The following is a 23,812-nucleotide window of genomic DNA, read 5'->3' as shown; positions in this document are numbered from 1 at the left end:
CGATGAGGGGGGCCGAGAGTGAGACACCAAGCCATGCTCCCTTCATCCCGCCGGTCATTTCTCAAGAAACTCACCTGTGCCGGCCTCGCCGGCGCGGGTCTTTTGGCGCGCGGCCCGGCTCAGGCGCAAGCCTTCCCTGAGGCGTTCTCTTCGTTTTCCGTCGATGTCGCCCCCCTGAAGGCCAAGGGCCTGGGCCCCTTCGCCGATCTCGTCGCACAGGCGGCGCTTGACGAGCTGCGCCGCTCCTTCGCGGACCGGATGAACCCACGCGGCCCACGCTTCGTCCTCGTCATCACGGACGTCTTCCTGACGCCCTTCCCGGATGCGGGCTCAAGCCTGCGGGGCCGTGACGGCGGCGGTGGCGGAAGCCATGACGGCATGGATGGGGAAGCTCTGGCGATCGGCCCAAGGGGCGAGATTCTGGCTCGTCACCCGCAGCATGGTGTGCTCGACGTCGCGAGGAGAAGCACCGACCCGGACGAGCCGGGCCGCGCGGTCGCCCTGGCCCAATTCTACGTGCAGTGGCTGCGCCGCAGGCTCTGATCGCGGCGCGACAGCCTTATTCCGCGACTTCCGCCAGGTCCTCGATCGGAACGAGCGGTTCGTCCTTGATCAGGTCGAGGGTGAGCGCGGTGCGGACGTTGCGGACGTTCGGCAAGGAGGTCAGTTCGGAGACGAGCCCCTGGAAGGCGCCCAGGTTCGGGGCCACGCATTTCAGGATGAAATCGATGTCGCCCGAGAGGGTCCAGCATTCGCGGACCATGGACCATTCCTTCACCCGCTGCTCGAACTCCTGCAGCTCCTTCTTGCCCTGGATATCGAGCTGCACCATGGCGAAGCACACGATTTCGAAGCCCAGGCCCTTGGGGTCGAGGATGGCGCGGTAAGCCTTGATGATGCCGGCGTTCTCGAGAGCGCGCACCCTGCGGAGGCAGGGAGGAGCGGACAGGCCGACACGGCGGGCCAGCTCCACATTGGTGATGCTGCCGTCGGCTTGCAGTTCCTTCAGAATGGCCCAGTCAATCGAATCGAGGCGTCCGCGCACGATCACTCCAATTGGTCGCAGCCTGGGCCTGGAAGACGCCTTCCGCCCCGGATCATGCATCGTTCAAGCAAAAAACTCGTCTTGGCTGAGTAGACCGTGTAAACGGTCCGCACAAGCGGGACGGGCGATTAAGTCGCAACGAACCGGATGAACTCCACAGGCTCATTGATCGAATGTTGCGCGGCACTTCAAGCCTTATCTCCTGGGTTCTGAGCGATGGCAAGGCCGGAGACGAGCTTCAGGCCCTGAGCGTGGCCGAGGCGCTGGGGCTTGAGCCGGAGATTCGCCGGGTCCGGCCCGGCGCGCCCTTCACCTGGGCGATGCCCTGGGGACCCATCGATCCCCGGGAACGGCCGGGCGCACCGGGCAGTCCGACCGCCGGGCCCTACCCGGATATTCTCATCGCGTCAGGGCGCAGGGCCGTGCCCTATCTGCGGTTCGTCAAGCGCGCCTCGGGCGGGCGGACCTATACGGTGTTCCTGAAGGATCCCCGCACCGGCCCGGAAACGGCCGACTTCATCTGGATGCCGGATTACGACCGGCTGCGCGGGCCCAACGTTCTGACCACGCTCACCCCGCCGCATCGGGTTTCGGCCCGGAGGATCGAGGCTGCCCGCACGCATCCCGACCCGCGGCTCGCCGCCCTGCCCCATCCCCGGGTTGCGGTCCTGGTCGGCGGCGACAGCCGGCACCATCGCTTCATGGAGCGCGACATCGCCCTGTTCGTCGAACGCCTGACCGTCCTTGCGGAATCGGGGGCAGGCCTGATGATGACGGCCTCCCGCCGCACCCCCCGCCCCCTCCGCGAGGCGCTGACGGACCTTTCCGGCCGGCACGGCGCCTTCTTCTGGGACGGTTCGGGCGAGAATCCCTACGTGGCCCTGCTCGGGCTTGCGGATTTCATCGTGGCGACGGCCGATTCCTCGAACATGATCGGAGAGGCCGCAGCATCGGGACAGCCGATCCTGGTCTTCGAGCCCTCGGGCGGGCATCCGAAACTCGCTGTTTACATGGAGAGCCTAAAAGCCCATGGAATTGTGCATCCGTTCGACGGTCGTCTTGTAGGACGACCCTACGAACCCCTAAATTCAACCCTCAAGATTGCTGCTGCCGTTGTCCGGGGCTTCAGCCTTCACCGCCGCTCTCTCGGTCTGCCGGACATTGCGTTTTCGCTGGAGATTTCCTGATGGCCCATTCTCACGCCAAGCTCATCATCATCGGCTCGGGGCCTGCAGGCTACACGGCAGCGATCTATGCGGCGCGCGCGCTGCTCGAGCCCGTCATGATCTCGGGCTTCCAGCCTGGCGGGCAGCTCATGATCACCACCGACGTCGAGAATTATCCGGGCTTCGCCGAGGTGATCCAGGGCCCCTGGCTAATGGAGCAGATGCGCCTCCAGGCCGAGCACGTGGGCACGAAGATGATCTCGGACCACATCACCAAGGTCGACCTGAAGCAGCGCCCCTTCCGGCTGGAGGGCGATTCCGGAGAAACCTATACCTGCGATGCCCTGATCGTCGCGACCGGCGCTCAGGCCAAATGGCTGGGCCTGCCGTCCGAGGGCCTGTTCCAGGGCTTCGGCGTCTCCGCCTGCGCCACCTGCGACGGATTCTTCTACCGCAACAAGGAAGTCGTGGTGGTGGGAGGCGGCAACACGGCCGTCGAGGAGGCGCTCTATCTCGCCCACCTGGCCTCGAAGGTCACCCTGGTTCACCGGCGCGACTCCCTGCGCGCGGAGCGCATCCTGCAGGACCGCCTGTTCAAGCACCCGAAGATCGAGGTCCTCTGGAACAGCGCCGTCGAGGAGATCTGCGGAACGGAGAACCCGAACTCGGTGACCCATGTGAAGCTGAAGAACCTGGCGTCGGGCGAGATCTCGGACTTCAGGACCGACGGCGTGTTCATCGCCATCGGGCACAAGCCCTCCACGGAGCTGTTCGTCGGCCAGCTCGACATGAAGCCGGGCGGGTACCTCCAGGTGAGGCCGGGCACGACCGGCACCAATGTCCCGGGCGTCTTCGCGGCCGGCGACGTCACGGACGACGTGTACCGCCAGGCCGTCACGTCGGCAGGTATGGGCTGCATGGCTGCCCTGGACGCGGAACGCTATCTGGCCGCCCTGGAGGCGACCCAGGAAGCCGCGGAATAGGATTTATTAACAACTGGTTGACCCTTGGGTAGGATTCCTATTGCATCCTGCCTCCGGCTCGGAAGAGATAGGGAGCCCTGCGTCAGAGGAATGCAGGGTATTCAGGGGAATGCTGTGGATTGGGATAAAATCCGGATTTTCTATACCGTCGCAGAAGCGGGAAGCTTCACCCGTGCCGGTGACGATCTGGGATTGAGCCAATCCGCGGTGAGCCGGCAGATCAGCGCCCTGGAGCGCGAACTGAAAGCCCCCCTTTTCCACCGCCATGCCAGAGGCCTGATCCTGACCGAGCAGGGCGACCTCCTGTTTCGGGCGGCCCGGGACATGCGCATGCGCCTGGAAACCACCAAGGCCCGCCTCGTCGAGACGAGCGAGCGGCCTTCCGGCGAGCTGAAGGTCACGACTACCGTCGGGCTCGGCTCCATCTGGCTCGCGCAGCGCATCGCGGAGTTCCTGGACCTCTATCCGGACGTCCGGGTAGAGCTGATCCTCTCCAACGAAGAGCTCGATCTCGCCATGCGCGAGGCGGACGTGGCCATCCGCCTGCGGCGTCCGGCCCAGCCGGATCTGATCCAGCGGCGCCTCTTCACGATCCATTTCCACGTCTATGCGTCGGCCGACTACATCAAGCGCTTCGGCGAGCCGAAGACCCTGGAGGATCTCGACGAGCATCGCATCGTCTCCTTCGGGGGCGACCAGCCCTCCTATCTGCTGGCGGTCCATTGGCTCGCGACAGCCGGACGCGAGGGGCGCGAGCCGCGCCATTATCACTACGAAGTGAACAACATCACGGCCCTGAAGCTCGCCGTTGAAACCGGGGCGGGCATCGCCGTGCTGCCGGATTATGCGGTGGTGGGGAATCCGGGCCTGGTCCAGGTCCTGCGCGACATCGAGATGCCGTCGCTCGACAGCTATCTGGTCTATGCGGAGGAAATGCGCTCCGTTGCGCGCGTCCAGGCCTTCCGCGACTTCCTGATCTCCAAGGCCCAGCGCTGGACGTATTAGAGTATCGAACGCAAAAGCGGGAAAGATGCTCTTCACTCATGAGGAGCGCATCGTCCGGAAGAGACCGGTTGCCCGTATTCCGGCAGTGGATCGCCTCTAGAGCATCGGACCCAAAAGTGGACCCACTTTTGGGATCGAATCCGATGCTTCCTTCGTAGATGAGCGCATCGTTTGTGCGAAAAACCGGGTCCACTTTTTCGCACGATGCTCCGTCCCGGAGAAGCGCCAAGCAGACCCGGTGAAGGACCCTTTTCACATCTCACGAACGCCCCGCCTATCGGCCGAATCCATCTTGGCGGAAGGGGCGTGGCAGTTTTACGTCAGTCTTTCGTCTAAGCCATGCAGCCAATGCAGCCCTTTTATGAGGCATGTTGCATTGCAAATAAGTCGAATGCGGCCGATATGAGCAGCGGCTGATTTCAACGCGGCACCGCTTTCTTCCTCCCGGCGCTGCCGTGTCGGCCGTTCCCTCTGGAAGGTTTTGACTGAATTGTCGGACCTCTACTTATGCCGGGCCTTTGGCCCGGCTTTTTTCTTTTATGCCATCGGCATCTTTCAGGACGACGATGCGACTTCGTCCTTCAGGACGCGGCGCAGCACCTTGCCGACATTGGTCTTCGGCAGCGCCTCGCGGAACTCGATCCGGCGCGGCACCTTGTAGCCCGTGAGATTCTCCCGGCAGAAGCGACGCAGCTCGTCGGGACCGAGGCTCTGGTCCTTGCGCACGACGTAAGCGACGACGATTTCCCCCGCCTGCTCGTCGGGCAATCCGATGACCGCGGCTTCCATGACGCCGGGATGCTTGACCAGCACATCCTCGACCTCGTTCGGATAGACGTTGAAGCCGGAGACGAGGATCATGTCCTTCATCCGGTCCACGATCTTCACCTGCCCGTCGGGGAGGATCATGGCCACGTCGCCGGTGCGGAAATAGCCGTCCTGCGTCGTCACGCGCGCCGTTTCATCGGGCCGCTGCCAGTAGCCGGCCATCACCTGCGGGCCCTTCACGCACAGCTCTCCGCGCTCACCGAAGGGCAGCACGGTCCCGTCGCTCGCGCGCACGCTCACATCGGTCGAGGGAAGCGGATAGCCGATGGTGCCGGTGAATTCCTCAATATCGAGGCGATTGGCGCAAACGACGGGCGAGGTCTCCGACAGCCCGTATCCTTCGACGATAGGTTGACCGGAGACCGCCTTCCACTTCTTCGCGACCGTCTCCTGCGTAGCCATTCCGCCCGCAACCGCGAACACGAGCTGCGAGAAATCGACCTTTTCGATCCCCGGCGCATGCGCAAGCGCGTTGTAGAGCGTGTTCACGCCGGACATGAGCGTGATCTTGCTCTTCTGGAGCGTTTTCACGAAACCGGCGATATCGCGCGGATTGGCGATGAGGAGCTGGCAGCCGCCGATCCTCGTCATCAGAAGCGAACACACCGTGAGGCCGAAAATGTGGTAGAGCGGCAGCGCGGTGACCATCACGTGATCATCACGTTCGCCGAAGAACGGACGCATCCACGCCTCGCATTGCAGCACGTTCGCGACCACGTTGCGGTGGAGCAGGACAGCCCCTTTCGAGATGCCGGTCGTTCCTCCCGTATATTGCAGGAAGGCGATATCGTCGCGTGTGACGGCGACGGGGTCGGGCTTCCTGCGCGCTCCCTCGCTCAGCACGGTCGTGAACGGCACTGATCCCGGCAGACGAAAAGGCTTCACCGCCTTCTTCACGTAACGGGACACAAGATTGACGATGGTGCCCTTGGCCCCCAGAAGATCGCCCGGCTTCACGACGACCGCGCGATCGAGCTTGAGAGCGGGCAGAGCCTCCTCCACCGTCGTGCCGAAATTCTCGAGAACGAAGAGGAAGCGCGCTCCGGAATCCTGCAGCTGATGGGTCAGCTCGCGCGGCGTATAGAGCGGGTTGACGTTCACCACCGTGCCGCCCGCCGATAGCACGCCATAGAGGATCGCCGGATAAGCCATCACGTTCGGCAGCATGATGGCGACGCGGTCTCCCTTTCTCAAACCCTGCCGTTGCAGCCAGGATGCCACGGCATCGACGCTTCGACCGAGCTCCGCATAGGTCATGCGCGTCCCGAAGCTCTCGGCGGCAGGCCGGTTCGGATAGCCCGCGATCGCCTGGAGGAGCATGTCGTTGAGGGTGCCGATGCTCGCATCGTCGATGGCCTGAGGCACGTTCGACGGATAGGATCCGAGCCAGGGCCTGTCCGAAGGATGCCCCGCCGAATCCGGAGATGCGGCCGGTTGAGTCTTGGCGTTCATTCTTTTTCCTCCCGCTCCGGGCGAGTTCGCTTCCGAGGAGATGACGTCTCCGGTAAAGCTTAGATTGGTGCGGAAGAAGTGGTTTGTCGATGGGCGCCGCGCGGGCGGCGGCGCCCATCGATGCGGCCTCAGTGAACCTTTTGCAGCACGATATCGGCCGTCTTGCCGCTGAGCTCGGCCATGTGGTCGAAGTGGGTCGAGAAGGTGCCGACGCCGGCCGTGGCGGAGCGCAGTTCGACGATCAGGTCTCCGATTTCCGATTCCGGAATGGTGGCGTTCAGCACCTCCCAGCCGGCCCACCCCGATCGCCCGTCATAGCCGAGGATCTGCCCGCGGCGGGCGGTCACGAGACTCGTGGCCTTGGACAGGGCTTCGGTCGGAATGGTGATCTCGACGGACAGGATGGGCTCCAGCAATACCGGCTTGCCCTTCGGAAGGGCCTCCGCCAGGGCAATCCGAGCCGCCGCCTGGAAAGCCGCGTCCGAGGAATCCACCGTGTGATAGGAGCCGTCCGTGAGACTCACCGCAAGGTCGACCACCGGGAATCCCAGAGGGCCGCTCTTGAGGGCATCGCGAACCCCGGTTTCCACGGAGGGAATGTACTGGCGCGGCACGACACCGCCTGTGATCCTGTCCTCGAAGGCGAAGCCGCCGCCGCGCGGCAGCGGCGTGATCTCGATCATCACGTCACCGTACTGGCCATGGCCTCCGGTCTGCTTCCGATGGCGCCCGCGGGCCGATGCGGGCAAGCGGATCGTCTCGCAATAGGCGACGCGCGGCTTGCTGATGTCGACCCCGACCTGGAAGCGCGAAGCGAGCTTCTCCACTGCGACACGCAGATGCATCTCGCCCTGCCCGAGCAGCCGGATCTCCCCCATATCGGGACGGCTCTCGACCACCAGCGACGGATCTTCCTCCGTGATCTTGGCAAGCGCGCTCGACAGGCGCACATCGTCCTTCCGGTCGCGCACCTTGAGAGCCACCGCATACACGGGCTCGGGCGGCGCCGACGAGACGATGGTGTCGGGGCGGGTCTTGCCCGATGCGAAGCTGTCGCCCGTGGCGATGCCCTCCAGACGCCCGAAGCCGACCGCATCGCCGGCGATCGCCTCGCTGCGGCGCGCCGTGGCCCCGCCGACCATCGCCAGCAGGCTGCCGACGCGGCTTTCCGCTCCGCGCGAGCCCACCACCATGTCGCCTTCGTGGAACGTCCCGCGCATCACGCGGGCCACGGAGAGCTTGCCCCCCTGCCCCATATGCAATGTTTTCATCACATGAGCGAGCGGCGCGCCCTCTTCCGGGATCCCGAGACGGGCGCGGGTTTCGCCCAAGGCCGGGACTTCGTGGCGCAGGGCCTTGAGAAGCCGTGTGACGCCGTTTCCACGCTCGGCGGATCCAATGAGCACGGGCACCACATGCCGCTCGCGCAGTTCCTTGGAAAGGTCGTCGAAGATGCGGTCGCGCGGCGGCTCGATTTCGGAGATCAGATCCTCCATCAGATCGTCGTCGTAATCGGCGAGCCGTTCAAGCATGGCGAAGCGCGCTTCGCGCTCGCGCAGGTTTTCGCCGTCCGGCATCTCGACGATTTCGCTGGGCGCATGCTCGCGATAGATGAAGGCGCGCTCCAGGGCGAGATCGATGAACCCGACGGCAATGCCATCCTTCCAGAGCGGAATCTGGCGCAGAAGCAGCGGCGTTCGCGAGGCCTGCTGCAGGAGGCTCAACGTCTCGCGCACGCGCTGCGTCGCCACGTCGATCTTGTTGATGAAGAGGAAGCGCGGAATGTCCGCCTCCTCAAGCTCCCGCAAGATGATTTCGAGCGCGGGAATCTTGCGTTCGTCCGACTCGCACACGACGACCGCCGCATCGCAGACGGGGGTGACGTTGCGCATTTCGTGCAGGAATTCCGTAGAGCCGGGGCAATCGATGAAGGTCATCGTCTCGCCGAGGAACTCGACGGTGGCCACATTGGGCTCGATGCTCATGCCGTGAGCCCGCGCCTCCGCGCTCGCATCGCCCACGCTGTCGCCATTGGTCACACGGCCTGCGCGCGAGATTGCGCCGGTGCGCTCCAGGATCGCCTCGAGGAGCGTGGTCTTGCCGCTCTGGAATGGGCCGACGATGGCGATGCATCGCGGGCCCATGGGTCCTCTGCCGTTGGGTGCCATGGTAGTCTCCTCCCTGCCCCCGTCAGCGCGCTCTTGGCCGTCGCGTTAACGGGATGCTCTGCCTCTCGGGAGGAGTTGGCAAGTGACTTTTTGAGAGACTTTTTGAGGCGGGAAGAACGGCCGAGCTTGCGCCCGGCCCTCCCAGCTTCGCTCGAAAGCGACGACCTGGAGCATCGGACGCGGGACGTGGATTTGCCCTTTTGGATCGATCCGATGCTCTCCTCTGAGATGAGCGCATCGTTGAAAGCGAAAGATCGGGTCCACTTTTCGCACGATGCGCTAGCGCACCTCACGCAGCTCGAAATCGCTCACGCCGAGGGCAAAGTTCAGGCCTGTCTGGCCGCTGACCGAGAGCGGCTGCAGGACAATGGAAGCGCCCGACCCGCCGACGAGAACATTGGCCCCGAGACCAGCGCCGACCGTTGCCTCGGCCGAAGGCCCCGCATAGGTCCCGGCGAGCGATCCGGGCGACACGTCGCCGCTGGAGAAGACGGCCCAGGTCAAAATCCCGCCGCTCGTTGCACCGAGATCCAGGCCGAAGCGGCGGATCACGCCGAGATAATGCTCGTTGGGACCGCGCTGGGAATCGAAGACGCAGGCGGTGGATTTCTGGGTTGTGAGGATGAGTCCCACATTGCCCGAGACATTGCAGGTCAGGACTCCTGCCCGGGTCTGGGATTGCGCCTGCGCGTGGGAAAGGCCGGCGGACGATGCGATGGCAAGGAGCGTGAGGACGAAAGCCGCGCGAAGCATGATGAACTCCTGAGCTTGGTGAAGCCTAGAGCATCGGACGTGAAAAGTGGATTTGCACTTTTGAGATTGAATCCGATGCTCCCTTTTTGGAGAGAGCGCATCGTTCTTGCAAAAACCCGTCTACTTTCTCGCAAGAACGATGCGCTAGCGATTAACAGGTCAGCGGAAGCCTCGTTCCGGCGCGATGCGGTCCCCGGCAGAGGGTGGCGAATCCGGCCCACTCCCGGCCGTCCGACGCTGCAGCCATCGTTGGGGAATGGGATCCGCCAGGCTTTCCTTGTCCCAGGCCTGGGATACGATCCGCCACTCCCCGGCATCTTTGACGAGGAGCATCATTTCGACACCGCGATGGATCTCCGCGCCGTTCTCGGTCATCTCGCAGGCCGCCACCGCGACCGCCACGTTCCCGAAGACCCGGATCTCGGCTCCCAGCACGGCCTCCTCGAAGGCATGCAGCTTTGTGCCCGCAAGGCCCTTCATCCGTTCGATGAACGTTTCGATCGTCTGCGGCCGGGCGGGGCGCACTGCCGGATAGAGCGCGGCCCCGGGCAGGAAATCGGCCGCGAATCCCGCCCAATCGGCCCGTGCTCCGGAGGTCCAGCTCAAGCTCGCGAACTGACGGGCGATGACGGCCTCGATGGCATGGACATCGTCTCTGGGGTCATCGGCACCCATGGCGCACCCCTCCCTGGACTGGAGAGGAGCCAGCATGCGCCCGACCCGGCCTAGAGCATCGGACCCAAAAGTAGAATCCACTTTTGGGATCGGATCCAATGCTCCCTTCTTGGAGAGAGCGCATCGTTCCGGCGAAAAACCGGGGCCACTTTTTCGCACGATGCTCCCACTATAGAACAGCGCATCGTTCCGGCGAAAAACCGGGGCCACTTTTTCGCACGATGCGCTAGCGAAAAGGATCCGGACCGCACTCTTATGGCGATCGCGCCGTTATGGGCTCTGGAAACGGGATGTTCCGTGCGGGCGAATTTCGCTCAGGACTGAGACGCCGGCCCGGAATCCTGGTGTTCGCCGCGGCGGACCGCCCTCATGGCGAAGATCGTCACGGGCCCCGCCCGGAGAAGATTCATGGCCGAGACGATCATCTCGGCCAAGCGCTCGGGCGCGATGTCGTTCCCCTCGATATCGAGGAGAAAGTCCCGTGCCTCGACATAGCCTCCATTGGTGAAGTCGACGCGGGCGTCGAACTTCACGCGATAGGGGGAGGCCGGGTCGGCCCGGTAGGGTTCGGCCTCGGGGTCCGGATGGAATGTCCGAGGCAGATCCATCAGCGAAGCGAGCCGCAGAACCGCTGGATACGGTTGCAGGCATCTTCCAGCGCCGCGTTGGACGTGGCGTAGGAGATGCGGAAGTTGGGACCCAAGCCGAAGGACGAGCCGTGGACGGCCGCCACGCCCTCGGCCTCGAGCAGCTCGGAGACGAAGTCCTCGTCGGTCTCGATCAGCTTGCCCGACGGCGCGGTCTTGCCGATGGCCTCGGCGCAGGACGGATAGACGTAGAACGCCCCTTCCGGCATCGGGCACTTCAGGTACTTCGACTGGTTCAACATGGAGACCACGAGATCGCGGCGCTCCTCGAAGGCCTTCTTGAAGACCTTCAGGTGGTCCTGCGGCCCATCGAGCGCCTCGACGGCGGCCCATTGCGAGATGGCGCTCGTGCCGGAGGTCTGCTGGCCCTGCACGAAGTCCATGGCCTTGATGAGATGCTCGGGGCCCGCGGCGTAGCCGATACGCCAGCCGGTCATGGCATAGGCCTTGGACACTCCGTTCATGGTGAGCGTGCGGTCATAGAGGCCGGGCTCGACCTGAGCCGGCGTCACGAACTCGAAATCGCCGTAGGTGAGGTGCTCGTACATGTCGTCGGTGAGCACCCACACATGCGGATGGCGCATCAGCACGTCGGTGATTGCCTTCATCTCGTTGCGGGAATAGGCCGCGCCGGTCGGGTTCGACGGCGAATTGAGGATGATCCACTTGGTCTTCGGCGTGATGGCGCGCTCGAGCGGCTCCGGCTGGAGCTTGAAGTTGTGCTCCATCGTGCAATCCACGAAGACGGGCTTGCCGCCGCAGAGCACCACCATCTCGGGGTACGAAACCCAGTATGGCGCCGGGACGATGACCTCGTCGCCCGGGTTCAGGGTGGCGAGCAGCGCGTTGTAGATCACGTGCTTGCCGCCGGTGGACACGATGGTCTGCGAGGGCTTGTAGTCGAGGCCGTTCTCGCGCTTGAACTTGCGGGCGATGGCCTCGCGCAGCGGGACGATGCCGGGCACGGGGGTGTACTTGGTCTCGCCGCGGCGGATGGCCGCGATGGCCGCTTCCTTGATGTTGTCGGGCGTATCGAAATCCGGCTCGCCGACCGAAAGGCTGATGACGTCCCGCCCCTGGGCTTTGAGGTCTCGCGCTTTCTGCGTGATGACGATCGTGGCAGACGGCTTGATGCGCGAGAGGGCGTCAGACAAAAAGCCCATGGGAAACCTCCGGTCGGGGCGTTAAGGAAGGGAACGTGACGGGGGCGGACCCTAATCCGCCCAAGCTGTCCAAGCAAGCAAAACAGCCCCGAACCGGGGATTTTCAGGAGCCGCTCTTTCATGATGCCTTCCCTTACCCGCCGCATGGCCTTCGGCCTTTTCGCAGGAGCCGCCCTGCTCTCCCAGGCCGCCCTCGCGGACACTTATCCCAGCCGCGTGATCAGGATGATCGTGCCCTATCCGGCGGGCGGCCCGACGGACGTGATCGCCCGCATCGTCGCTGAGGAAATGGGCAAGGACCTCGGGCAGAACACGATCGTCGAGAACGTGGCGGGCGCCTCCGGCGCCATCGGCACCCGCGCGGTCGCCCGGGCCGAGCCGGACGGCTACACGATCGTGTTCGGCAACAACCAGACTCACGGGAACAACATGTTCCTGCTGAAGGACCCCGGCTACGATGCAGTGAAGGACTTCGCTCCCCTCGCGGGGGCAGGCGCCTTCGAGCACGTCTTCGTGGTGAAGAACGACCTGCCGGTGAAGTCGATTCCCGAGCTGGTCGCGCTTGCCAAGAAGGATCCGGGCAAACTCAATTACGGCTCCACGGGCGTGGGCTCCGGCTCGCATCTGGCGACCGAGCTCTTCATGACCCGCACGGGCATCAAAATGACGCACGTCCCCTTCCGCGGCGCTGCCCCCCTCGTGACGGAGCTCATGGCCGGGCGCATCGACGTTTCGAACTCGACCCTCCCGAGCGTACTGGCGCAGTTCGAAGCCGGCCAGATGCGCGCCATTGGCCTTGCGAGCCCGAAGCGCAATCCTCTCGCGCCCGACGTGCCGACCCTTCGCGAACAGGGCATCACCGACGCTGACGCGGAATCCTGGGCCGCCTTCTTCGCGCCCGTGAACACGCCCAAGCCGATTCTCGACAAGCTCTCGGGAACGATCATCGCGATCCTCAACAAGCCCGACGTGAAGGAGCGCATCACGAAGCTCGGCTTTACTTTGAACGTGCGCGACCCGGAGACCTTCAAACCCTATCTGGACAAGGAGATCCAGACTTGGGCCGAGATCATCAAGGCAGCCCGCATCAACGCGGAATAGCCTTTTATCCGTGTGATTTTCATGAGACGGCCGGGCGAGAGCCCGGCCGTTTTTACTCGCCACATGTCTGGTTCTACCACATTACGGCACGTTAATATTGGTTAACGAATAGTTAATTTCGACACTTGGCAAGTTGTCTCAAAGCAAGACTCCAAAACACGGCGGAACCTTCCTGTAAGGAAAGGGTTTTTTCTACAACCCACAATGTCCTTCATGGGGAAATGCCAATGAAGACGATCCGACCAAGAAATCACGTCGCCTCCCGGGCTCACCGGATGGATCTGCGTCAGCAAACCCGCTGCTCGCTGGCGTTGATCATGCTGATGGGACTTGCGACCGTTTCGGTTCTGGCGACCACGCAAACCCTGTCCGGCCAGACCAAGGGCGCTGTCCACCTCTATTCCTCCAGATAACGCGTATTCCCCAAGGTAACACGCGAGTGAACGGGAGTGAGGTTGACGCCCCGTGCCAGAAGGTTAGCTCTTCCGCCCTGGATTGACGGAGAGCCTTTATGCCTAAACTTCGCCTCGCCCTTGCTTGCGCATTGTTTCTCGCCGCGGCTCCGGCCGCTCTGGCCCAGGACACGCAGCGGCTCCGGACGGACAAGGTCGAGGTGATCGTCGAAACGCTTGCCCGGAACCTTCAGAATCCCTGGAGCCTCGCCTTCCTGCCCGATGAACGCATGCTGGTCACCGAGAGGCCCGGACGGCTGCGCATCGTCAATACCGACGGGACACTCTCCGAGCCGATCGAGGGCCTCCCAGCCGTCTCGGCCGGCGGCCAGGGCGGCCTTCTGGATGTGGTGCTCGCTCCGAACTTCTCCCAGAACAGGGTGATCTATCTGAGTTTTTCCGAGGATCGAGGCGACGGCCAGAACGGCACGAGCGTGGCGCGGGGGCGCCTGAGCAACGATGAGACGGCCCTGGAGGATGTCCAGGTCGTTTTCCGACAGGAGCCGTCCTACAAGGGCACCCAGCATTTCGGCTCGCGCCTGGTCTTCGACCGGGACGGCAATCTCTTCGTGACCCTGGGCGAACGGAACGACCTGCGCGACCAGGCCCAGAACCTCGGCAATCACCTCGGCAAGATCGTCCGCATCAAGTCCACCGGCGGCGCGGCGTCCGACAACCCCTTCCTCAACCGCGAGGGTGCGCGCCCGGAGATCTGGTCCTATGGCCACCGCAACGTCCAGGCGGCCGCCCTTCACCCGGCGACGGGCGAACTCTGGACCGCCGAGCACGGCGCACGCGGGGGCGACGAGATCAACATTCCCCGCAAGGGCAGGAACTACGGCTGGCCCGTCATCTCCTACGGCGTGCATTATTCCGGCCAGACGATCGGCGAAGGCACCAGGAAGCCCGGAATGGAGCAGCCGGTCTTTTACTGGGACCCGTCCATCGCCCCATCCGGCATGACCTTCTACACCGGCGACAAGTTTCCGGCCTGGCGTGGCAGCATTCTGGTCGGCGCCCTCGCGGGCAAGCTCGTCTCGCGCCTGGAAATCGACGGCGACCGGGTGACTGGCGAGGAGCGCATGCTGCAGAGCCTCGGCGAGCGGATCCGCGACGTGCGCCAGGGTCCCGACGGCCTGATCTATCTCCTGACGGATTCGCCGAAGGGGCGGATCCTGCGCATGAAGCCCGCGGCGTAGCGCCGCCGCTAGAATATCGGCCCCAAACGTGGATCCGCGTTTGGGGCCGATATTCTAGGCCCGTGGCCCGAACAGGATGAGGGCCGCGCCCGCCAGACAGATCGCGCCGCCCGCCATGTCCCACCGGTCGGGCCGCGTGCCCTCGACGATCCAGAGCCACAGGATCGACGCGATGATGTAGACGCCGCCATAGGCCGCATAGGCCCGCCCGGCGGCATCGCTCGGGGCGAAGGTGAGCAGATAAGCAAAAAGCGCCAACGAGCCGACGCCCGGCAGCAGCCAAAACGGCGAACCGTGAAGGCGCAGCCACACCCAGAAGGCGAAACATCCCGCGATCTCGGCCAGGGCGGCGGCCGCATAGACGAGGATCGTCATGACCGTCGAGCTCCGTCCATCCGCGTCCTCGCCATCAGCGCCCCTGGAAGATGAAGGCCGCGCCCGAGGCGATCAGCACGAAGCCGATGAGGTGGTTCCAACCCAGGGGCTCCTTCAGGTAGAGCACGGAAAAGCCTGCGAAGACGATCAGTGTAATGACCTCCTGCATCGTCTTCAGCTCGGCTGCCGAATAGACCGCCGAGCCGATGCGATTGGCCGGGACCGCGAACCAGTATTCGACGAAGGCGATGCCCCAGGAGGCGAAGACCGCGATCCAGAGCGGCGATGCTTTGAACTTCAGGTGACCATACCAGGCGAACGTCATGAAGACGTTCGAGGCGATCAGCATGAAGATGGGCGCGATCTGAGGATTCAGCGGAGGATTCATGGAGGGCACGAACGGGAGAGATGGAGAGAAACGGGAGGACTGCGTCCTCTGCCCTATTCCTCTCGCGGATGGTGTCAAGCGGCCCGAACGGCGGTTGTCGCGCGAACGCCCGGCAACGGAAAGCTTGACGGCACCCGAACCGAAAGCCGTCTCATGGGTTTTCCTGTCACCGAATTCAGTCAAGACTGCTTCAAGAGGATTTCGATGGATATCGCGCTCGACAAGGTCTGCGAACTCATTCTCCGGGCCAGGGCCATTGACGTAAAGGAGGGGCAGACCGATCCCGCCTCCGGGTCGAACCCCATTGACGACGGGTCCGTCGACGCCCTCACCTCCTCGCCGGACGACGCTACGGAAACCGAGCTTCGCGACGTGATCAGCGGGCTCAACGACGATGAGCGTGCGGATCTGATCGCCCTTGTCTATATCGGCCGCGGCGACATGGAGCCGGAGGAGTGGGCAGACGCGGTGCGCCTCGCCCGCGAGCGCGAGGAGGCAAGCTCGCTCTCGACGGCCGATTGGCTCATCGGCATTCCGAACCTGGCCGACCTCCTGGACGAAGGCCTCAGCCTCATGGGCCGCAGCTGTACGTAATATGCGGACACGGGCGATAACCTATCTCATGTGAATGACGAGAGCGCCGCGATCCGGCAGGGTGTCCGCATGGCGGCTGCGACGCGACATCGCCTCAAGCCATGCCGGCCGGGATCGGAGCATTTGCTGCACTGCGACGATGCCCTATTTGCGACATGGAATGGGTGAACTCTCCCGTGGCTTGCCGAAGGAGGACGCCATGTCTCCGCGCAATCCGGAAGAAATCTCCGACGTGGACCTGCGGAACGAGGCTCTGCAGGACACCCACGGAACGACCGGTCACAACCCTCAGGCTGCGCCGGATTTCAAGGTTTTCGGCCCACTTGCTCCCGTGCCCCGGCCCGGCGACAAGGCCGACACGCAGGCCTCGCCCGATCGCGTCGAGGCCTATCTGAAAGGCCCGACGGTCTTCTCAGCTTGACCTTTTTATCCCCGGACCTCTGCTCCCCGGACTTCTCCCGCACCTCTCCCTCGCATGCCGGCGATGGCTCTTCGTCGTGCATCGATTTACAGCCGGCCGAGATTGCCCTAATCACCGGGGAGGCGAAACGCGGCAATCGCGAGAAGGCTCATGACGGCCCCCTGGTCCCAAGCCAACCTTTCGAACTGGAACAGACGGGCGGCCCTGCATATCGAGGACGCGACGGGCTTCTACGACGTCGAAGGCTTCGTTGCCGGGAAGGACACGCTCGATCCTATTGCGGCTTCGGAAATCGGGGACGTGAAGGGCAAGCGTCTTTTGCATCTGCAATGCCACTTCGGCCTGGACACGCTCTCGCTTGCCCGCCGCGGCGCCATCGTGACCGGCCTCGATTTCTCGCCCGTCGCCATTACCGGCTCGCGCGACCTCGCCGCGACGGCGAACGTGCCCGCCGCCTTCGTCGAGGCCGACCTCTACGATGCCCGGAACGCGATCGACGGCCATTTCGATCTGGTCTTCTCGAGCTGGGGCACGATCTGCTGGCTGCCTAACGTGAAGCGCTGGGCGAAGGTCGTCGCCGACATGCTTCGACCGGGCGGCACGCTCTACTTCCTCGATTCCCATCCTTCCGCGCAGGTTCTGGACCAGCGCGAAGGGCGTATCGAGCCGGTCTATGGCTGGCGGACACCCGAGGACAGGCCCGACGTCTTTACGGAATCGCAGTCCTATACGGGCGATGCGCATTCGGAAAAGGTCGTCGATTACAACTGGATTCACCCGCTCTCGGACGTCATCGGCGGTCTTCTCGACGCGGGTCTGCACCTGGAGTGTCTGCACGAGCACGAGCTCCTGCCCTATCGGCTCTTTCCCATGATGGTGCCGGCGGGACGGAGCATGTTCCGCCTGCCCGACGGCGCCGTGCCGATCCCGCTTTCCTTCTCGCTGAAAGCCACGAAACGCTGAAGCGCGAGCCTCGATCATCGGACGCGGGACGTGGAGGCCACTTTTGGGATTGAATTCGATGCTTCCTCCTTGAGGAGCGCATCGTGCACCAATTCTGAGCTCGGGCGTTGTGGGTATGGGCAAGAGCCCTGAACGCCACTTGAACCTCAGATCCTTCGTGATTGCATTCGACGGGAGCCCGCATGAGCATTGGCCTGATCGCCCTGCTGGACGATATCGCAAGCCTGGCCAAAGTCGCCGCCGCGTCGCTCGACGACGTAGGGGCGCAGGCGGCCAAGGCGGGAGCGAAGGCCGCGGGCGTCGTGATCGACGATGCCGCCGTCACGCCGCGCTATGTCGTGGGCTTCGCGGCCTCGCGCGAGCTTCCGATCGTCGGCAAGATCGCTCTGGGCTCGCTCAAGAACAAGCTCATCTATCTGCTGCCGGCCGCATTGCTCCTCAGCTTCGCGGCCCCCTGGGCGATAACGCCGCTGCTCATGATGGGCGGCGCCTATCTTTGCTACGAGGGCTCGGAGAAGGCGTTCGAAGCGCTGTTCCCGCATGGCGCCCACCGGCATGAGGCCGCCGTCGGCGAGGCGGTTCAAGGCGCGAAGAGCGTCGAGGACGAGAAGGTCAGCAGCGCCATCAAGACCGACTTCATCCTCTCGGCAGAGATCATGGCGATCACCCTGGGGACCGTGTCCGAAGCCTCGTCCTGGACGCAAGGGCTGGTGCTTGCCGTGGTCGGCACCGGCATCACCGCTTTGGTCTATGGCGGCGTCGCCCTGATCGTGAAAGCGGACGACGTAGGCCTCGCCCTGGCGAGGAACGATCGTCCGATCTCCCGTCTCATCGGGCGTGGCGCGCAAGGAGAACCGACCGGGGCCGACAGGGCCCTGGCCCCGCTTACGCGGGGGTTCGGGCAGGGCCTCGTTCGCGCCATGCCGTCCTTGCTGCGGGTGCTGGGCATCGTGGGAACCGCCGCGATGGTCTGGGTGGGCGGCGGCATCATCCTCCATGGCCTCGAAGGCTACGGCTTCGCCTGGCTGAGCCATGCCATCCACGGCATCGCCGCCGGGGCGGCCCATGCCGCGCCGGTCATCGGCGGCTTCGTGGAATGGCTCGTCACGGCCGCCGCATCCGGCCTGTTCGGCCTTGCCCTCGGAGCCGTCCTCATCCCCCTCCTCCACTACGTGGCCGTGCCCCTGGCGAGAGCCGTGCGCGGCGCCGGCCCGAAAGCGGAGAAGCACACCGCCTGATCGCCGCGCGGGCGGGCACCTTTCCATCCTGGCTGTTTTGTACCATATTCGTTCTATGGCCAAATCACCCAAGAAGCCCAAGCTTTCCACCGGGAAGGCATCCAAACCCGAGCTGAAGCCGCTGGATCCCTATCTGGCCGATCTTCTCAATCCCGCGGTGAACCGGGAGCGGGAGGCGGCTAAAGGCTTTGCCGAGCGCGCGCAGGAAACCTTCATCCACGGCGATGTCTCGGATGTCGATCCGGCACTCGCCAAGAAGCTCGGGCTCAAGGGGCCCGACGACGGACCCGATGTCGCAAGCGAGCTCGGCGATCTCGCGCCGGAATCCGGCGTGTCGGCCACGGTCGATGCGCTGACCAGGCTCCTGACGGAAGGCGACCCCCGCTTCAAGGACGGCAAGCCCTGGGTGCCGCACCGCCCGTCGCGCCCCGAGAAGTCCGAAGGCGGCATTCCGTTCAAGATCAAGTCCGATTTCACGCCCTCCGGCGACCAGCCGCAGGCCATCCGCGAGCTCGTCGACGGCGTGCGCCGCAGCGAGCGCGATCAGGTGCTGCTCGGCGTCACCGGCTCGGGCAAGACCTTCACCATGGCCAAGGTGATCGAGGAGACGCAGCGCCCCGCCCTCATCCTCGCGCCCAACAAGACGCTGGCGGCGCAGCTCTACGGCGAGTTCAAGTCGTTCTTTCCCGACAACGCAGTGGAATACTTCGTCTCGTACTACGACTATTACCAGCCCGAAGCCTATGTGCCGCGCTCGGACACCTTCATCGAGAAGGAATCCTCCATCAACGAGCAGATCGACCGCATGCGCCACTCGGCGACCCGCGCGCTGATCGAACGCGACGACGTGATCATCGTCGCATCGGTCTCGTGCATCTACGGTATCGGCTCGGTCGAGACCTATACGGCCATGACGTTCTCCGTGAAGGTGGGCGAGCGCATCGAGCAGCGCCAGCTCATCGCGGATCTCGTGGCCCTGCAGTACAAGCGCATCCAGAGCGACTTCGCGCGCGGCACCTTCCGGGTGCGCGGCGACGTCATCGAGCTCTTCCCGGCCCACTTGGAGGACCGCGCCTGGCGCATCGGCCTGTTCGGCGACGAGATCGAAAGCATCGTCGAGTTCGATCCGCTCACCGGCAAGAAGACCAACGACCTCTCCTTCGTGAAGGTCTACGCGAATTCGCACTACGTGACGCCGCGCCCGACCCTGCAGCAGGCCGTGAAGGGCATCCAGGACGAGCTGCAGCACCGTCTGCAGGAGCTCGCCCGCATGGGCCGTCTGCTCGAAGCGCAGCGTCTCGAGCAGCGCACGCAGTTCGACCTCGAGATGATCGAGGCCACCGGCGTGTGCAACGGCATCGAGAACTATTCGCGCTATCTCACCGGCCGCAAACCCGGCGAGCCGCCGCCGACCCTGTTCGAATATCTTCCCGACAACGCCCTCGTGTTCACGGACGAAAGCCACGTGACCGTGCCGCAGATCGGCGGCATGTATCGCGGCGACTTCCGCCGCAAGGCGACGCTCGCCGAATACGGCTTCCGCCTGCCTTCCTGCCTCGACAACCGCCCCTTGCGTTTCGAGGAATGGGACGCCATGCGGCCGCAATCGGTCCATGTGTCGGCGACGCCCGGCAAATGGGAGATGGAGCAGACCGGCGGCATCTTCGTGGAGCAGGTCATCCGTCCGACGGGTCTCGTCGATCCCGTGGTGGAGATCCGCCCCGCGCGCAGCCAGGTCGACGATCTTCTGCACGAGGTGAAGGAGCTGTCCGCGAAGGGCTATCGCACGCTCGTGACGACGCTCACCAAGCGCATGGCGGAAGACCTCACGGAATATCTCCACGAGAACGGGGTGCGCGTGCGCTACATGCACTCGGACATCGACACGCTGGAGCGCATCGAGATCATCCGCGACCTGCGGCTCGGAGCCTTCGACGTGCTCATCGGCATCAACCTGCTGCGCGAGGGCCTCGACATTCCCGAATGCGCTCTGGTGGCCATTCTCGATGCGGACAAGGAAGGCTTCCTGCGCTCCGAGACCTCGCTGGTGCAGACCATCGGCCGCGCGGCCCGTAACGTGGAAGGCAAGGCGATCCTCTATGCGGACCACATCACGGGCTCGATGGAGCGCGCGATCGCGGAGACCAACCGCCGCCGCGAGAAGCAGCTCGCCTACAACGCCGAGCACGGCATCACGCCGCAATCGGTGAAGAAGAACATCGCGGACATTCTGGAGAGCGTCTACGAGCGCGACCACGTCTCGGTCGATACGGGCCTCGCCGACAAGACGGTCGGCCACAACCTCAAGGCCGTCATCGCCGATATGGAAAAGCGCATGCGCGAAGCCGCCGCGAACCTGGAATTCGAGGAGGCCGCGCGGTTGCGCGACGAGCTCAAGCGTCTCCAGGCCACGGAGCTTGCGATCAGCGACGATCCGATGGCGCGCCAATCCGACGTGGAGAAGGACGCCGGCAAATATGGGGGCTCGCGCAAATACGGCCGCAGCGCCAACCTGCCGCCGAAGGGCCTCCCGCCGTCGGCGGAGGGGGCGAGCGAAGGCGACGAGGATTCAGGCTCCTACGGCCCGACCGGCAAGGGCCGGTTGGACGAGGGCACCCGCATCCGCAAGCCCGGCCTCGACGAGATGGGCCCGGGCACCGATCGCGAGATCCCGCTGAACTTCCGCGAGCGCCCGACAGCCCGCTCGACTCAGGGCTTCGCGGGCCAGAAGCCGAAATACAAGGGGCGCAAGGGGCGCTAGCGCATCGCGCGAAAAAGTGGCCCCGGTTTTTCGCAGCAAACGAAGCGCTCTTTCCAGGAAGGGATCGATCCGATTCTCTAGAACCGTCCTTTCGGCCTCCGTCAACGCCACTCGACCTCGAAGACGGGCACCGGCTGAGCAAACCCCTTCAGAGCCTGCGGCCCGAGCGCGGCCACAGGCAGCCGGTCCGACAGGAGGCCCGATACCGTCTCGGACACGACGATGCCGTCGGGATAGGCGCATTGGCACAGGCGCGCGGCCATCTGGACGGTGGCTCCGAACAGATCGTTGTGATCGGCGACGGGCTCGCCCGCGTCGAGACCGATCCGCACCTGCAGCTTCTCGCGGCTCGCGAGGTTGAAGGCGTCGAAGGCCTGCTGAATGGCGCGGGCGCATTGCACGCCGGCCAGGGCATCGTCGAAGGACGCCATGATGCCGTCGCCCGTATGCTTGACCTCACGCCCACCGGCGTGATGCAGCGCGCGGCGGACGAGCGCATCATGGGCCCGGACCATCTCGACGGCCCTGATGTCCCCCAGTCGGGCCGTCATTCCGGTCGAATCGACGATGTCGGTGAACATGATGGTGCGCATGGCCGGATCGACCGTCGCCCGGCCGACGGCTTCGGCCGGAGGAGGATCGGCGACGCGGCCCAGGAAGGCCTCGACGGCGGACAGGTCCACCTCGATGACGTCCCGAGCGATGTGGCCATGGGCCTCGTCGTGGACCCGCATCGCGGTGCCGATATTGGGTGCCTCGATGAGGCAGAAGGCGGTGCCGCGCGTGTCGTCGAACCAGTAGGTCAGGAAGCGCACGCCATAATGGCCCTGCACCTCCAGGTCCTTCCGATGGGCGTCGGCGACATCCTCCGCCGTCAGGCCCCTCAAGTCATGCCGATCGAGGAATATGGGCATCGCGTCCTCCGGCCCCCTCTTGCAATTTACACCGTTCGGCGGCGCGCCGGAACGGTGTAAAGAGCAAGGGCCTCCGGGCTTCGTCCCGGAGGCCTCGCCGGAGGCGGCCCTTGAACCGCCGATCGCGATCCCCGCCTGACTACAGGCGTCCCATCAGCAGCAGGATGATGAGGATCAGAAGGATCACGCCGAGCAGGCCGCTCGGGCCATAGCCCCAGCCACGGCTGTAGGGCCAGGCCGGCACAGCGCCGACGAGCAGAAGAATGACGATGATGAGCAGGATAGTGCTGACGCCCATGATGGTGCCTCCATGAAAGGTCCCGACCGAAGGGGCGCTTCCTCCGGGGAGGATGCCCCGGTGGGGCCCGCGACCCTCAGCCGAAACTGAGCTGTTGCAGGAGAACTTGGCCATTCGGATTTAGTTCCCAGAAGATGTCGTTGGCCGCGCCATCGGGCGCGACCGTGAAGGTCTTCCCAGGAATCTGCGCCTGGGCGGAACGATCAAGATGGCTTGGCGTTACCTCCATGGCGATCGGGTGCCGCCGTCAGCGCGACCCCTGCGGGAGGTCGCCCTCGAGCGGATCAGGTCGACCCAATGCACAAAAAGTTCTCAAAGCAAATGTCTCAGCACGATCCAGAGCCTGTTCCGGGCCTTAGAAAATCGTCCTCGCCGGCCCTCAGCCGGTCGGTCCAGGCCCAGCTCGGCCAGCGTCTGCGGCAGTTCTACGAAACCCTGGCGCTCGGGGAGCAGCCGGTTCCGGATCGCTTCATCGAGATCATCAATCGCCTGGACGAGCGGGCGCCGGAGAAGCAGCAATCATGAGCATCGATATCGATCTTCGCGACTCCATGCTCAAGGCGACGCCGAATCTGCGCGCCTTCGCCATTTCTCTGACGAACAACGTGGACCGTGCGGACGATCTGGTACAGGAGACCCTGATGCGGGCGATTGCCAATATCGATCGCTTCCAGCCCGGCACCAACATGCAGGCATGGCTCTTCACCATCCTGCGCAACCTCTTTCACTCCGAATACCGCAAGCGGCGGCGCGAGGTGGAGGACGCGGACGGCAAGTACGCGGCTACCCTCTCGGTGCAGCCCGACCAGATACCCCATCTCGATTTCGAAGATCTGCAGAAGGCGCTGGCGCGCCTGCCGCACGATCAGCGGGAAGCCCTTCTGCTGGTCGGCGCCTCCGGCTTTTCCTACGAGCAGGCCGCGGAAATCTGCGGCTGCGCGGTCGGCACCATCAAGAGCCGTGTCAACCGCGCACGCAACCGCCTCGCGGAACTGATGCATTTCGAGGATATGGACGAGGATATCGGCCCCGACCGGGTGACCCTCTCGGTGATGCACGCCATGGCCTGATCACTATCGGGACATTTCCTCTATAGCATCGGGCGCGGGAAGTGGATTTGCACTTTTGGGTCCGATGCTTCCTTCTTAGATGAGCGCATCGTTGCGAGCGGATCCGGAGGGCCGCGTCAGCGAATACCGGGACCACTTTTCGCTCGCGCGGCC

Annotated in this window: 25 protein-coding genes; 14 read left to right on the top strand and 11 right to left on the bottom strand. The window is 64.4% G+C overall.

Translation table 11 applies throughout. The annotated features are described in order from the left end of the window. Positions 1–33: 33 nt before the first annotated feature. The gene (locus tag AB8841_RS14680; protein ID WP_370436572.1) at positions 34–543 is read left to right on the top strand and encodes a twin-arginine translocation signal domain-containing protein; all 510 of its coding nucleotides are present in this window, start codon (positions 34–36) and stop codon (positions 541–543) included. A 16-nt stretch (positions 544–559) separates the two neighbouring features. On the opposite strand, the gene AB8841_RS14675 is transcribed toward AB8841_RS14680, so the two are convergent. Continuing rightward, positions 560–1,045: an Lrp/AsnC family transcriptional regulator gene (locus AB8841_RS14675; protein WP_370436571.1), complete on the bottom strand. Its 486-nt coding sequence runs from the start codon at positions 1,043–1,045 to the stop codon at positions 560–562. 173 nt (positions 1,046–1,218) lie between these two features. On the opposite strand from AB8841_RS14675, the gene AB8841_RS14670 reads away from it, so the two are divergent. From AB8841_RS14670 to AB8841_RS14660, 3 genes are all read left to right on the top strand, one after another. Continuing rightward, positions 1,219–2,232 (top strand): mitochondrial fission ELM1 family protein, encoded by a 1,014-nt coding sequence (locus tag AB8841_RS14670; RefSeq protein ID WP_370436570.1) that lies wholly within the window; start codon positions 1,219–1,221, stop codon positions 2,230–2,232. Beyond that, positions 2,232–3,194 (top strand): thioredoxin-disulfide reductase, encoded by a 963-nt coding sequence (gene trxB / locus AB8841_RS14665; RefSeq protein WP_370436569.1) that lies wholly within the window; start codon positions 2,232–2,234, stop codon positions 3,192–3,194. Before AB8841_RS14670 ends, trxB begins: the two co-directional genes overlap by 1 nt. Positions 3,195–3,308: 114 nt before the next feature. Then, entirely contained in the window at positions 3,309–4,199 is an 891-nt protein-coding gene (locus AB8841_RS14660; protein ID WP_370436568.1) for a LysR family transcriptional regulator, read from the top strand. 555 nt (positions 4,200–4,754) lie between these two features. Here the strand turns inward: AB8841_RS14660 and AB8841_RS14655 are convergent. From AB8841_RS14655 to AB8841_RS14630, 6 genes are all read right to left on the bottom strand, one after another. Continuing rightward, positions 4,755–6,479, bottom strand: a complete 1,725-nt coding sequence (locus AB8841_RS14655; protein WP_370436567.1) for an AMP-binding protein — start codon at positions 6,477–6,479, stop codon at positions 4,755–4,757. 128 nt (positions 6,480–6,607) lie between these two features. Next, a complete protein-coding gene (locus AB8841_RS14650; protein WP_370436566.1) occupies positions 6,608–8,647 on the bottom strand; it encodes an elongation factor G in 2,040 nt (679 codons plus the stop codon). A 279-nt stretch (positions 8,648–8,926) separates the two neighbouring features. Next, positions 8,927–9,400, bottom strand: a complete 474-nt coding sequence (locus tag AB8841_RS14645) for a DUF992 domain-containing protein (protein ID WP_370436565.1) — start codon at positions 9,398–9,400, stop codon at positions 8,927–8,929. A gap of 159 nt (positions 9,401–9,559) precedes the next feature. Beyond that, entirely contained in the window at positions 9,560–10,075 is a 516-nt protein-coding gene (locus AB8841_RS14640) for a hypothetical protein (protein ID WP_370436564.1), read from the bottom strand. A gap of 314 nt (positions 10,076–10,389) precedes the next feature. Continuing rightward, positions 10,390–10,683 carry a hypothetical protein gene (locus AB8841_RS14635; protein WP_370436563.1) on the bottom strand — a complete coding sequence of 98 codons (294 nt, stop codon included), beginning with the start codon at positions 10,681–10,683 and terminating at the stop codon, positions 10,390–10,392. Beyond that, positions 10,683–11,885 (bottom strand): pyridoxal phosphate-dependent aminotransferase, encoded by a 1,203-nt coding sequence (locus AB8841_RS14630; RefSeq protein WP_370436562.1) that lies wholly within the window; start codon positions 11,883–11,885, stop codon positions 10,683–10,685. The genes AB8841_RS14635 and AB8841_RS14630 overlap by 1 nt, the downstream gene beginning before the upstream one ends. A gap of 120 nt (positions 11,886–12,005) precedes the next feature. Here AB8841_RS14630 and AB8841_RS14625 point away from each other — a divergent pair, with 120 nt between their 5' ends. From AB8841_RS14625 to AB8841_RS14615, 3 genes are all read left to right on the top strand, one after another. Further along, positions 12,006–12,986 carry a Bug family tripartite tricarboxylate transporter substrate binding protein gene (locus tag AB8841_RS14625; RefSeq protein ID WP_370436561.1) on the top strand — a complete coding sequence of 327 codons (981 nt, stop codon included), beginning with the start codon at positions 12,006–12,008 and terminating at the stop codon, positions 12,984–12,986. 227 nt (positions 12,987–13,213) lie between these two features. Continuing rightward, entirely contained in the window at positions 13,214–13,399 is a 186-nt protein-coding gene (locus AB8841_RS14620) for a hypothetical protein (RefSeq protein ID WP_370436560.1), read from the top strand. A gap of 98 nt (positions 13,400–13,497) precedes the next feature. Further along, the gene (locus AB8841_RS14615) at positions 13,498–14,637 is read left to right on the top strand and encodes a PQQ-dependent sugar dehydrogenase (RefSeq protein ID WP_370436559.1); all 1,140 of its coding nucleotides are present in this window, start codon (positions 13,498–13,500) and stop codon (positions 14,635–14,637) included. Positions 14,638–14,691: 54 nt separating this feature from the next. Here the strand turns inward: AB8841_RS14615 and AB8841_RS14610 are convergent, their stop codons facing one another. After that, complete coding sequence (locus AB8841_RS14610; RefSeq protein WP_370436558.1) at positions 14,692–15,012, bottom strand: YnfA family protein; 321 nt, start codon at positions 15,010–15,012, stop codon at positions 14,692–14,694. 34 nt (positions 15,013–15,046) lie between these two features. After that, positions 15,047–15,400, bottom strand: coding sequence for a DMT family protein (locus tag AB8841_RS14605; protein WP_370436557.1), 354 nt, complete (start codon positions 15,398–15,400; stop codon positions 15,047–15,049). A 204-nt stretch (positions 15,401–15,604) separates the two neighbouring features. Here AB8841_RS14605 and AB8841_RS14600 point away from each other — a divergent pair, with 204 nt between their 5' ends. The 5 genes from AB8841_RS14600 to uvrB all read left to right on the top strand — a co-directional run bounded on the left by AB8841_RS14600 (position 15,605) and on the right by uvrB (position 21,377). Continuing rightward, positions 15,605–15,994 (top strand): DUF3775 domain-containing protein, encoded by a 390-nt coding sequence (locus AB8841_RS14600; protein ID WP_370436556.1) that lies wholly within the window; start codon positions 15,605–15,607, stop codon positions 15,992–15,994. A 199-nt stretch (positions 15,995–16,193) separates the two neighbouring features. Next, a complete protein-coding gene (locus AB8841_RS14595) occupies positions 16,194–16,415 on the top strand; it encodes a hypothetical protein (RefSeq protein WP_370436555.1) in 222 nt (73 codons plus the stop codon). Positions 16,416–16,565: 150 nt separating this feature from the next. Beyond that, complete coding sequence (locus AB8841_RS14590; RefSeq protein WP_370436554.1) at positions 16,566–17,378, top strand: class I SAM-dependent methyltransferase; 813 nt, start codon at positions 16,566–16,568, stop codon at positions 17,376–17,378. Between the two features lie 182 nt (positions 17,379–17,560). Continuing rightward, complete coding sequence (locus AB8841_RS14585) at positions 17,561–18,616, top strand: DUF808 domain-containing protein (RefSeq protein ID WP_370436553.1); 1,056 nt, start codon at positions 17,561–17,563, stop codon at positions 18,614–18,616. 55 nt (positions 18,617–18,671) lie between these two features. Then, positions 18,672–21,377 (top strand): excinuclease ABC subunit UvrB, encoded by a 2,706-nt coding sequence (uvrB, locus tag AB8841_RS14580; protein WP_370436552.1) that lies wholly within the window; start codon positions 18,672–18,674, stop codon positions 21,375–21,377. 101 nt (positions 21,378–21,478) lie between these two features. On the opposite strand, the gene AB8841_RS14575 is transcribed toward uvrB, so the two are convergent. Together AB8841_RS14575 and AB8841_RS14570 are read right to left on the bottom strand one after the other, a co-directional pair. After that, positions 21,479–22,291, bottom strand: a complete 813-nt coding sequence (locus AB8841_RS14575) for a nickel-binding protein (protein WP_370436551.1) — start codon at positions 22,289–22,291, stop codon at positions 21,479–21,481. 139 nt (positions 22,292–22,430) lie between these two features. Next, on the bottom strand, positions 22,431–22,589 hold the full coding sequence (locus tag AB8841_RS14570) for a DUF3309 family protein (protein ID WP_370436550.1): 159 nt from the start codon (positions 22,587–22,589) through the stop codon (positions 22,431–22,433). A 321-nt stretch (positions 22,590–22,910) separates the two neighbouring features. On the opposite strand from AB8841_RS14570, the gene AB8841_RS14565 reads away from it, so the two are divergent. Together AB8841_RS14565 and AB8841_RS14560 are read left to right on the top strand one after the other, a co-directional pair. Further along, positions 22,911–23,114 (top strand): NepR family anti-sigma factor, encoded by a 204-nt coding sequence (locus tag AB8841_RS14565; RefSeq protein ID WP_370436549.1) that lies wholly within the window; start codon positions 22,911–22,913, stop codon positions 23,112–23,114. After that, complete coding sequence (locus tag AB8841_RS14560) at positions 23,111–23,659, top strand: sigma-70 family RNA polymerase sigma factor (RefSeq protein ID WP_370436548.1); 549 nt, start codon at positions 23,111–23,113, stop codon at positions 23,657–23,659. The genes AB8841_RS14565 and AB8841_RS14560 overlap by 4 nt, the downstream gene beginning before the upstream one ends. Positions 23,660–23,812 lie beyond the last annotated feature (153 nt).

It is taken from the genome of Microvirga sp. TS319 (genome assembly GCF_041276405.1).
In the GTDB taxonomy this organism is placed as follows: Bacteria; Pseudomonadota; Alphaproteobacteria; order Rhizobiales; family Beijerinckiaceae; genus Microvirga.
This window is presented reverse-complemented; position numbering and strand designations above follow the sequence as displayed.

Bases quoted from the DNA above. Each gene is read 5' to 3' on its own strand.
- AB8841_RS14680 (WP_370436572.1), top strand. From the start codon at position 34: ATGCTCCCTTCATCCCGCCGGTCATTTCTCAAGAAACTCACCTGTGCC.
- AB8841_RS14670 (WP_370436570.1), top strand. From the start codon at position 1,219: ATGTTGCGCGGCACTTCAAGCCTTATCTCCTGGGTTCTGAGCGATGGC.
- trxB (WP_370436569.1), top strand. From the start codon at position 2,232: ATGGCCCATTCTCACGCCAAGCTCATCATCATCGGCTCGGGGCCTGCA.
- AB8841_RS14655 (WP_370436567.1), bottom strand. From the start codon at position 6,479: ATGAACGCCAAGACTCAACCGGCCGCATCTCCGGATTCGGCGGGGCAT.
- AB8841_RS14650 (WP_370436566.1), bottom strand. From the start codon at position 8,647: ATGGCACCCAACGGCAGAGGACCCATGGGCCCGCGATGCATCGCCATC.
- AB8841_RS14645 (WP_370436565.1), bottom strand. From the start codon at position 9,400: ATGCTTCGCGCGGCTTTCGTCCTCACGCTCCTTGCCATCGCATCGTCC.
- AB8841_RS14640 (WP_370436564.1), bottom strand. From the start codon at position 10,075: ATGGGTGCCGATGACCCCAGAGACGATGTCCATGCCATCGAGGCCGTC.
- AB8841_RS14635 (WP_370436563.1), bottom strand. From the start codon at position 10,683: ATGGATCTGCCTCGGACATTCCATCCGGACCCCGAGGCCGAACCCTAC.
- AB8841_RS14630 (WP_370436562.1), bottom strand. From the start codon at position 11,885: ATGGGCTTTTTGTCTGACGCCCTCTCGCGCATCAAGCCGTCTGCCACG.
- AB8841_RS14625 (WP_370436561.1), top strand. From the start codon at position 12,006: ATGATGCCTTCCCTTACCCGCCGCATGGCCTTCGGCCTTTTCGCAGGA.
- AB8841_RS14620 (WP_370436560.1), top strand. From the start codon at position 13,214: ATGAAGACGATCCGACCAAGAAATCACGTCGCCTCCCGGGCTCACCGG.
- AB8841_RS14615 (WP_370436559.1), top strand. From the start codon at position 13,498: ATGCCTAAACTTCGCCTCGCCCTTGCTTGCGCATTGTTTCTCGCCGCG.
- AB8841_RS14610 (WP_370436558.1), bottom strand. From the start codon at position 15,012: ATGACGATCCTCGTCTATGCGGCCGCCGCCCTGGCCGAGATCGCGGGA.
- AB8841_RS14605 (WP_370436557.1), bottom strand. From the start codon at position 15,400: ATGAATCCTCCGCTGAATCCTCAGATCGCGCCCATCTTCATGCTGATC.
- AB8841_RS14600 (WP_370436556.1), top strand. From the start codon at position 15,605: ATGGATATCGCGCTCGACAAGGTCTGCGAACTCATTCTCCGGGCCAGG.
- AB8841_RS14595 (WP_370436555.1), top strand. From the start codon at position 16,194: ATGTCTCCGCGCAATCCGGAAGAAATCTCCGACGTGGACCTGCGGAAC.
- AB8841_RS14590 (WP_370436554.1), top strand. From the start codon at position 16,566: ATGACGGCCCCCTGGTCCCAAGCCAACCTTTCGAACTGGAACAGACGG.
- AB8841_RS14585 (WP_370436553.1), top strand. From the start codon at position 17,561: ATGAGCATTGGCCTGATCGCCCTGCTGGACGATATCGCAAGCCTGGCC.
- uvrB (WP_370436552.1), top strand. From the start codon at position 18,672: ATGGCCAAATCACCCAAGAAGCCCAAGCTTTCCACCGGGAAGGCATCC.
- AB8841_RS14575 (WP_370436551.1), bottom strand. From the start codon at position 22,291: ATGCCCATATTCCTCGATCGGCATGACTTGAGGGGCCTGACGGCGGAG.
- AB8841_RS14570 (WP_370436550.1), bottom strand. From the start codon at position 22,589: ATGGGCGTCAGCACTATCCTGCTCATCATCGTCATTCTTCTGCTCGTC.
- AB8841_RS14565 (WP_370436549.1), top strand. From the start codon at position 22,911: ATGTCTCAGCACGATCCAGAGCCTGTTCCGGGCCTTAGAAAATCGTCC.
- AB8841_RS14560 (WP_370436548.1), top strand. From the start codon at position 23,111: ATGAGCATCGATATCGATCTTCGCGACTCCATGCTCAAGGCGACGCCG.